Source organism: Escherichia sp. E1130, assembly GCF_005781065.1.
Lineage (GTDB): Bacteria > Pseudomonadota > Gammaproteobacteria > Enterobacterales > Enterobacteriaceae > Escherichia.
The window spans coordinates 1-2,437 of the sequence record NZ_VATL01000028.1; the positions used below are offsets into that span (position 1 = coordinate 1).

The 2,437-nt window shown below is 58.6% G+C and carries 2 protein-coding genes; both read right to left on the reverse strand.

Going from position 1 to position 2,437, the window contains the following annotated elements; translation table 11 throughout:
- Positions 1-41: 41 nt before the first annotated feature.
- Positions 42-1,577 carry an IS66 family transposase gene (locus FEK66_RS21790; protein WP_135494968.1) on the reverse strand — a complete coding sequence of 512 codons (1,536 nt, stop codon included), beginning with the start codon at positions 1,575-1,577 and terminating at the stop codon, positions 42-44.
- Positions 1,578-1,626: 49 nt separating this feature from the next.
- Positions 1,627-1,974: an IS66 family insertion sequence element accessory protein TnpB gene (tnpB, locus tag FEK66_RS21795; protein WP_000609174.1), complete on the reverse strand. Its 348-nt coding sequence runs from the start codon at positions 1,972-1,974 to the stop codon at positions 1,627-1,629.
- Positions 1,975-2,437 lie beyond the last annotated feature (463 nt).

A 2,437-nucleotide genomic window follows, 5' to 3' on the forward strand; every position in this document is an offset into this window, starting at 1 on the left:
GTAAGCGTACAGTGAGAACCGTATTGACGAAGTGAAGCTGGTCAGGCAGGCAGAGTAACCCGCCACGGGAGCAGATCACCCACCCGGTTCACAGGCCAGTCGGCGATGACATCAAGTACATGATGCAGATAGCGTTCCGGATCCACGCCGTTTAATTTGCACGTCCCGATAAGACTGTACAGTGACGCACCGCGCTCACCACCATGATCCGAGCCGAAGAACAGCCAGTTTTTTCTCCCCAGACTGGCCAGTCGTAGGGCGTTTTCGGCAATGTTATTATCCACCTCCACCCAGCCATCTTCTGCATAGCGGGTCAGCGCCGGCCACTGGTTCAGCGCATACCCGAACGCCTTCGCCAGTTCTGAGTGCCTTGAGAGGGTTTTCTGTTTCTCCCGCAGCCACCCCTCCAGTGACGCCAGCAGCGGCAGCGCTTTTTGGCGCCGGACTGCCTGCCGTTCCTCTGCTCTTTTACCTCTGATCTCCGACTCGATGGCATACAGCTCGCCGATCCGTTTCAGCGCCTCCTCCGTCAGGGCTGACGGGGTACGGACGTGAACATCGTGGATTTTTCGGCGGGCATGGGCCCAGCACGCGGCTTCCTTTATATGGCCGTCGCGGTAGAGTTCGTTGAACCCGGCGTAGGCATCAGCCTGCAGTACGCCACTGAAGCCTGCAAGATGGGTCTGAGGGTGGATACCTTTTCTGTCCGGGCTGTAAGCGAACCACACTGCGGGGGCCAGCGCTGATCCGGCGTTGCGGTCGTCGCGAACGTACGTCCATAAGCGCCCGGTCTTCGTCTTCTTATTGCCCGGCAACAGCACCGGGACAGGCGTATCGTCAGCATGGAGTTTGCCGTCGGTCAGGACATAGTGCTGAAGGGCTTCATCCAGCGGCGCCAGCAGACGACAACACGCATCCACCCAGCCCGACAGTACAGAACGACTCAACACTACACCGTGGCGGGCATAGATCTCCGACTGGCGATACAGCGGTGTGTGCTCTGCATACTTTGAGGTCAGCACGCGGGCCAACAGCCCCGGTCCGGCGATCCCCCGTTCGATGGGGCGCGAAGGAGCCGGGGCCTGAACGATGCGATCGCACCGACGGCAGGCATGCTTTTCACGGACTGTCCGGATAACCCGGAAGGCGCTGCGCATCAGCTCCAGTTGTTCGGCGGCATCCTCACCCAGGTAACTCAGCGAACCACCGCACTCCGGGCAACACGGCTCCGTCGGCAGCAGCCGCTTCTCATCCCGTGGGAGTGACTCAGGGAACGGTTTGCGGGTGCGGGTCTGACGCAGCGGGCGCTGCACTGCCGGGTCATCCACCCGACCGGTCAGCGTATCGCTTTCCTGCTGCAGCCGGTTCAGGTCAGCTTCCATTTGCGCGATACGGCGGGATACCTTTTCGGAACGACTGCCGAAGTTCATCCGGCGCAGCTTATCCAGTTGCGCCTGCAGATGGTCTATTTCGCGTTCCCGGTTGCTCAGCTTTTCCTGCAGGGCGTGGATCAACGCTTCCTGTTCGGCCAGGCGCTGTTTCAGCAGAAGGATGTCGTCAGAAGAGGTGTCGTTCATAAGCCTGTATTTTACCAGGCTTATTCTGCGACAACCAGGATAAAGAGCGCTACAACATGGTCAGGGATGTCAGTAACCGCTTTGGCTGTCGCCAGTCGATACCTTCCATCAGCATCGCCAGTTGCGCCGGCGTCAGGAACACTTTGCCATCGCGGGCTGAGGGCCAGGCGAAGCGACCACGTTCCAGTCGCTTTGTCAGCAGGCACAGACCATCGCCGGTGGACCAGAGCAGTTTTACCTGACTGCCGCTGCGTCCCCGGAAGATGAAGACGTGGCCGGACATCGGGTCATCTTTCAGCGCGGTCTGCACCTTTGCGGCGAGGCCATTGAAGCCGTTGCGCATATCGGTGATACCGGCAACCAGCCAGATTTTTGTGCCTGCGGGAAGATTTATCATACAGGCCCCCGCATCAGTTCGCGCAGGACAGTGCTCATGAGCTCAGCAGAGAGATGAGTCAGTGTTATTTCTCCTCCCCGACATTTTATGTGGCAGGTAGCGGGAGGTGAGCAGGATGGTAGTTCGAAGGTTGGGAGAGAAGAGCCCGCCTGAAGCTGCACGGGTATCAGGGCAGGAAGCGACGATGAGTTTTTTCGGGGCCGACAGACCCGCCCTTCACGCTGCCAGAGCCTTATCCATTTAAAGAGCAGGTTATCATTGACGTCATGTTTCCGGGCCAGTGCGGCAATACTGCCTTCTTCTTCAAGAGCCAGCCTGACCAGTTCCATTTTGAATTCAGGGGAATAGTGTTTCCGGGGAAGTCTTTCTTTAGCGCGCATGAGGTGTCCACCTGCAAAATAAGTGGGTGCTTAAGTTACAGGATCCTGGATTCGGGACCAGACGGTACTCAGACGACGCTTAC

What these genes read in the sequence shown, in the direction of transcription:
- tnpB (WP_000609174.1), bottom strand. Translation starts at nt 1,974, where the DNA reads ATGATAAATCTTCCCGCAGGCACAAAAATCTGGCTGGTTGCCGGTATC.
- FEK66_RS21790 (WP_135494968.1), bottom strand. Translation starts at nt 1,577, where the DNA reads ATGAACGACACCTCTTCTGACGACATCCTTCTGCTGAAACAGCGCCTG.